This is a genomic window from Moheibacter stercoris (assembly GCF_040545805.1).
In the GTDB taxonomy this organism is placed as follows: domain Bacteria; phylum Bacteroidota; class Bacteroidia; order Flavobacteriales; family Weeksellaceae; genus Moheibacter; species Moheibacter stercoris.
This window is the reverse complement of the sequence record NZ_JBEPMO010000012.1, coordinates 71497-78081: the sequence shown is the minus strand read 5'-3', so window position 1 is coordinate 78081 and position 6585 is coordinate 71497. Positions and strand designations below refer to the sequence as shown.

At 34.1% G+C, this 6585-nt stretch carries 5 protein-coding genes; 2 read left to right on the top strand and 3 right to left on the bottom strand.

Annotated elements, in window-relative coordinates; translation table 11 throughout:
• Positions 1–193 precede the first annotated feature (193 nt).
• From ABID46_RS10090 to ABID46_RS10080, 3 genes are all read right to left on the bottom strand, one after another.
• Positions 194–1834, bottom strand: coding sequence for an ABC1 kinase family protein (locus ABID46_RS10090; protein ID WP_354509682.1), 1641 nt, complete (start codon positions 1832–1834; stop codon positions 194–196).
• Positions 1835–1920: 86 nt separating this feature from the next.
• Positions 1921–2697, bottom strand: a complete 777-nt coding sequence (locus ABID46_RS10085; RefSeq protein WP_354509680.1) for a LytR/AlgR family response regulator transcription factor — start codon at positions 2695–2697, stop codon at positions 1921–1923.
• 1 nt (position 2698) lies between these two features.
• The gene (locus tag ABID46_RS10080; RefSeq protein WP_354509678.1) at positions 2699–4708 is read right to left on the bottom strand and encodes a histidine kinase; all 2010 of its coding nucleotides are present in this window, start codon (positions 4706–4708) and stop codon (positions 2699–2701) included.
• Positions 4709–4870: 162 nt separating this feature from the next.
• On the opposite strand from ABID46_RS10080, the gene ABID46_RS10075 reads away from it, so the two are divergent.
• Together ABID46_RS10075 and ABID46_RS10070 are read left to right on the top strand one after the other, a co-directional pair.
• Positions 4871–5971 carry an LVIVD repeat-containing protein gene (locus ABID46_RS10075; RefSeq protein WP_354509676.1) on the top strand — a complete coding sequence of 367 codons (1101 nt, stop codon included), beginning with the start codon at positions 4871–4873 and terminating at the stop codon, positions 5969–5971.
• An 11-nt stretch (positions 5972–5982) separates the two neighbouring features.
• On the top strand, positions 5983–6582 hold the full coding sequence (locus tag ABID46_RS10070; protein WP_354509674.1) for a hypothetical protein: 600 nt from the start codon (positions 5983–5985) through the stop codon (positions 6580–6582).
• Positions 6583–6585: the final 3 nt, after the last annotated feature.

Here is a 6585-nt window from a genome sequence, read left to right as displayed (position 1 = left end):
GATTTACAATAATGATAGACCACATTGGTCCAATCATATGCTAACTCCTAATCAAATGCATCAAAAAGATAATGTAAAATATAGAACCTATAAAACAAAAAACAGTAGCAACTTAATAGCTACTACTGTTTAATTTATGTATTTTTAATCACTGAAAATCTGTATCTATTTTTCAGGACTAGTCAAATTAATTTCATCTCCTTAAAATTCGTAAAACCAAAATTGCAGCGATAAGGATTGACACAAGAAATCCCAATGCTCCTAGTAAATGAAAACTTCCCCAGCTAGGACCAACATCAAACCCCCATAAAATAGCCGTTGAAATCAAATTCGCCGATAAAATCAATCCTAAGATCAAATTCACAATACTAGATTTGACCAATCTTGCAATTTTATCAATGTTTTTACTGTCGGTGGTAACAGAAAATTTATTGTCGTCCAATTTATTTAAAATGGATCGCAGTTCATAAGGAATTTCCTCCACATGATCTATCAAATCGGTCGCTCTATCCCAACTTTTCCGAGCCAAAGTTTCAGGATTGAACTTCTTTAGAAAAATCTTTTTGGTATAAGGTTTCAAGGCTTCCACAACATCCAAATCTGGATTGATTGCCCTGCCGACTCCGTCCATTAACGTAAATCCTTTGAACAACAAATAAAAATATTCAGGCATCACTAAGCGATTTTCAGCCAAAACCGCTCGCATGCTATCTAGCATATCGGCAATATTGATATCTCGCAAAGAGCTTCGATGAACCTGATTCAATATCGTATATACATCTGATTCGAACTTACGATCATCGGGAATGTTATAATATACCGCCAACTTTTTAAGATTTCGAACAATTTTATCAGACTTTTTGTTCATGAATGCCATGATCAAATTCTCCAATTTGGAAATATCATTGGGCTGCACCACTCCTACAGCACCAAAGTCGATAAATATTACTTGACCTTGGTCGTTAACTAAGATATTTCCTGGATGCGGATCTGCGTGAAAGAATCCGAATTCCAGAATCTGCATAACAAATAATTTCAATCCCAATTCGGAAATCTTCTTTGGATCAATCCCTTTTTCTCGTAATTTTTCAACATCTGTGATTTTGACCCCTTCAATGAATTCCATGGTCAGCACTCGGTTGCTACAATATTCATCATAAACTTTGGGCACATAAGTATCTGGATGATTTTGGAAGTTAATGGCAAATTGCTGAATGTTATTTCGTTCGTTAACCAACGAAAGTTCCAATAAAATCGATTTCTCAAAAGCAACCAAAGCATGTTTTAAATTCATTTGATCACCGATTTCAGAATAGGTATCAATGATTTTGACCAAATCCTTCAAAATGAGCAAATCATCTTCAATCATGGCTTGAATTCCCGGTCTTTTTACTTTGACGATTACATTTTTACCACTGATTAATTTGGCTTTGTACACTTGGGCAATGGAAGCTGATGCTATTGGTTTGGGATTGATTTCTAAAAAATGTTCGCTAGCAACAATTCCCAATTCTTCTTCCAAAATTGCAGGAACATCTAAATCCAATACCTCAACATTATCTTGCAATCGTTGAAGTTGAACAATTAATTCCATCGGAAGAATATCCTCACGATTGCTAAAAGATTGGCCCAATTTCACAAAGGTCGGACCTAGTTCTTCTAAAGCCAACCGAATTCGTTCAAATAATGTTAATTGTAAATTTGTTTCGGGATTGATGGAATCTTTTTCGGACTTTAGATTCATGCGAATCAATAAATCTTGAAATCCATACTTGCTTAAAACAGATATAAGTTTAGCTGTTCGTTTGAATTTACGCTGATGTTTTTCGAACATATTGAAATTCTTTGAGATAGTTCTCTCAAAAACTATTCCACCACCTATAAAACCTCAACAAACTAGAATTGACAGGATTTTTACAATTATCCAATTTTGTTATACAAAACTGTATTTTTCACTTTTTCCAAGAAGGCTTCTCCTATCGGAATTCCCAATTGGTTTTCATCGATTAAAACATCATTGAAGTGCATTAAGGAAGAATCATTGGGATCGAGATCGGTAAGTTCAGGCACCTGAAGGACAACTTTCTTTTTGGTTGTATTGAGAAATTTTATGCAATCTACATTGATGATATAGCTTTTATGGACACGAAGAAATTGTTCACTTAAATAGGGTTCAAATTCCTTCATCGTCTTACTCACCATCACCTTCTGCAAATCGCGCGTATAGAAATAGGTATAATTGGAAGAGGATTTGATGAGGAAAATCTGATCAAAATTCAAAAAACTATATCCTTTTTGATTCTTAATGACAATCGCTTTTTGGGCTTTTGATTTTTTAATTCGAAAGCGATGAATGGCTTTAAAAAGTTCGTCGGGATCGATAGGTTTCACTAAATAATACAAAACTTCCTCATTGACCGCTTGCAAAGCATATTTCTCATGCGCAGTCATCATAACAATCTCAGGCAAAACTTGTAATTGCGAACGCAATTGTTGGATGAATTCAAATCCAGTAAATCCAGGAAGTTCCACATCTAAAAACACCAAATCGGGTTTGATGCTTAGAATGGCCTTGATCCCTTCTTTCATGTCACAACTTATAATACTGGGTTGAAACTCGTCATAATCTTCCATCAAAAGATTCAAAGTTTGAGCAGCAGTTGGATTGTCTTCAATCATTAGAAATTTGTAAATCATCCTATTCTGAATTTAGTTGATTATGGAATTTATATTTTAGTGGAATACTAATCTGTGTTTGTGTCCAAGAGTCAATTCGACTTAATTCAAGTGATGCTTTTCTTTCATTAAATTTATTGGCCATTTTGAACAATTTATGGTAAGTAGAGAAACCTATTCCTGTACTTTCAAGTTTTTGATTTTCCTTTTCACCATTACCATTGTCTTTGATTTGAATATAAAGATTTTGGTCATCTTTAAAAATTGAAACAAGTATTTCCCCATCATTTTTTAGGGTTTTCATACCGTGTTTTACGGCATTCTCCACCATATTTTTCAAAAGCAAACGTGGGATTTCCATGTTACATTCCTCACAATTGTTTTGAATTTCGTAACTCCATACATTGGGACTTATGCTTTGCTGCAATTGCAAGAAATCTTCTGCTTGATTGATTTGGTTCTGCAAGGGTTCGGTCAACTGATTACTCAAAGAAGCACGCGTGACATTAAAAAGTTTAATCATTTTCTTGTATGCTTCAGGAGCTTTGGTAATGATGTCTGGAGCAATACTCGTGATTAAATTTTTGACTTCGTGCGGATTTAATTGATTGTTTAAACTTTCCAATTCCTTCAGATTTAAATTGTTTTGCAACTCAAAAATCTGTTTACTTCTAATTAATTCCTTTTGTTTCTGACGGTTTCCAACGAACCAAAAACTAAATGCTCCCGATGCAATGAGTAAAATTGCAACACCAGAAATAAGTAAGACTCGGTTTTTGGATTCTGCAAGCTCCAATTCCTTTTCCTTAATTTCCGCTTCTTTTTCTGCCGTTCGATAGCGCGTTTCCATATCAATGAATTGCGCTTTATTGTCTTTGTCATTGATTACCATGTTGATCGAATCGAGCAAATAGAAATAATCAGTTAGCTTTTCATCACCAATTCCTGCAAGTTTGGTATCAATCAATTGTTGAATGACAATTTTTTGTTGGATCAATGCACCGTCTTTTTCATACATTTTATAGGCTTCATTCAGGTACCTTTCTGCATCTTTCAATTGATTATTTTCGTACAAAATACTACCTTTCATTTTGTACAAATCTGGATCACCAGAACCAGGCAAAAGACTATCGATTATTTCGGCGGCTCTTTTTATATTATCATTGTTGTAATGTAATATAGCCATTCGTTTGTAGGAATTGCGAATAAAAACCTTGTCATTCAATGTTTTACCTAATTCTAGACTTTCTCTAATCAAAGGTTCAGCCTTTCCAAAACTTTCAAAATAGCCAATCACACCTCCTCCCAAAGCTCCCAAAACAAATGCTTTCAATTTTTTATCCTGAATTTGAGGAGCCAGATTAATTGCTTTCTCTGCATAGAGCAAAGATTTCTTCTTTTCGTACATATCCCGAAAATTCAAAGACATATAAGTATAGGTTTCAATTAGACCTTCCACATCATTGTTTTTCTCTAATTGAGGAATGATTTTATGGTACAAATCCGATAATTCGGAATAACGTTTTTGATGCAATAAAATGACCGAGCTTTGAATTTTATTTTTTAGAACTAAATCGTTTAATTTTAACTTTTTCGCCAATTCTAAACTTTTGTTATAATAATGAAGCGCTGAATCAGGTTGGTTTTTAAAGGATTTCGCCAAGGAATTATACACCCAAGCTTCCACTTCCTTGTATTGATTGGTTTTTGCTAAATTTTCTGCTTGTTTGAGTTTCTCGATTGCTTTTTTTAAATCTCCTTCATTGGTCAAAAGAATCGATTGGCGAATTAAAGCTTTGGCAATATCTTCTGGGCTATTGAGTTTGATGGCCAATTGATAAGACCTATCTGCATATACAGCTGAACTATCGAGTTGCTCGCCATAATATGCCTTGGATAAAGCTTCATAAATTTTCACTTTTTGGGCATCCGTCAATCCTTTGACTTCGAGCTTATCTTTCATTTCCTTTATTTGCCCTACCAAAGGATGAATTGTCCATAAACTAAGGATAAGTAATACGAATAACCTCATTTACCAATTTTAACATTTCTGCTAAAATAGCAAATTATACCAATTGACCTTAGGCATTCATCTTGTTTACTTTAAAAAATTAAGCGTTTACTCGAAAAATTTGGGAATTGCTCTATCGCGCCCCATTGAAATCTACTTTTGCTCCAACAAAAACATACTTACATGAAACACTTAATTTACATTTTAACGATCGGATTTTTGGTTTTCTCTTGTTCTTCTGAATCAGATGAACTTTTAGAAGACATGACCAACCCCAATTCCCCAATTGATAATGAAAATATTTCTGAAAAAGGATATTTAGAATTCACAGGAAGTATTCAAATGACCGACGGCCCAACAGATCTATTGATCGAAGGAAATCACCTTTATGCAGTTAGAGACAATAAAATTTTCCAATTCAGCTTATCCAACCCTGCTATTCCCCAAAAAACCAATGAATTTTCTTTGAGCAATTCCAACCATAAATTTGGAAAGCTTTCTACAGCCAATGGAAACATCTATTCGGTTGGACAAGAGGACGGATTTGTATATGAATTTAATTCTCAATTAAATCTTATCAACAAATATGATTTAGCATTTAATACATTCAAACCAACAGTTCTCCACAAAGATGATCAAGGAGTTTTTTGGTTGGGCGGTAGCAATGGTTCCAATGGAATTATTGCCCAATACAAACTAATGAATGGTCAACTAACTCTTATCAATTACAATTTAATATCAGAAACTGAAAGCAATGTTGAATCCATAATCGAACAAAACGGACACATCATAACAAGTATAGCCAACGGAAAATTATTGAGTTTCAAGAAAGACAATTTGCAACAAGTCGCTCATTTTACGTATCAGCATGAAGAAGGACATGAAAAATGGGGTCATACTATAATCAAACACAACAACAAAGCGTATTGGGCCAATTGGGGAGCAGGATTTGCCACCGTTGACATAAGCAATCCGACGTATTTTACTATGACAGAATTGTTAAGCAATAGCGGATTCAAAGCACAATATCCACACGCAGAAGGAACCAATGTGTACGATGTAGCTTATAATGCAGAAAAAAATCTGTTATGTGTAGCCAATGGATGGAGTGGCGTTTTGTTGATTAGTCCCAATTCCCCAGGAATCGTCTATGATTTTATTGACCCACAATATTTCCAAAACCGATCGATTGAAACCAAAGGAAACTACATCTACACAGGAAATATTTCGGGTGGCATGAGTGGAAACATGAAAGGAATTAAAATATTCAAAATCAAATCTTAACCCGAAAAATCATGAAAACTTACTTCTCCAATTTTTCAAAGGTTTTATTTGTACTTCTACTGATTATAAGTTGTCAGGAAAGATCAATGGATGTAACTCAATCGAATGAAAATTCGAATCATGATTCTGAAACATTGAAATTGGATGATCCAATAAATGAAATCAAAACAAATTTCACACGTATAAATTCCATTCAGAATTGGTCAAAAGTTCTCACCAAAGAATTGATGGAAACTTCTGAAGGAGGCGAAGTCAAGTATTATTTCAACGGAGAAAATTTAGAGAAAATTATTGAAAAAAAATATGGAGAGATGTTTCAACAGACCATTGAATATTATCTAAAAGATGAGAATCTATCCTTTGTTTTCGAGAAATCTCTGCTCTACAATCGTCCGATCTATTATGACGAAGAAATGATGAAAGAAAACCAAGATTCGGAATATTTTTCAATTGACGCATCAAAACCGGTTGAAACACGCATGTATTTCTCCGAAAACCAACTTTTGAAGTCTATCAATTCGATGGACCCTGGCGACACAATTGATAAGAAAGAATTGGAAAACTTGACAGTAAACAATTACCAAAAACTTCTGCAACTATTAAAAAACTAAAAA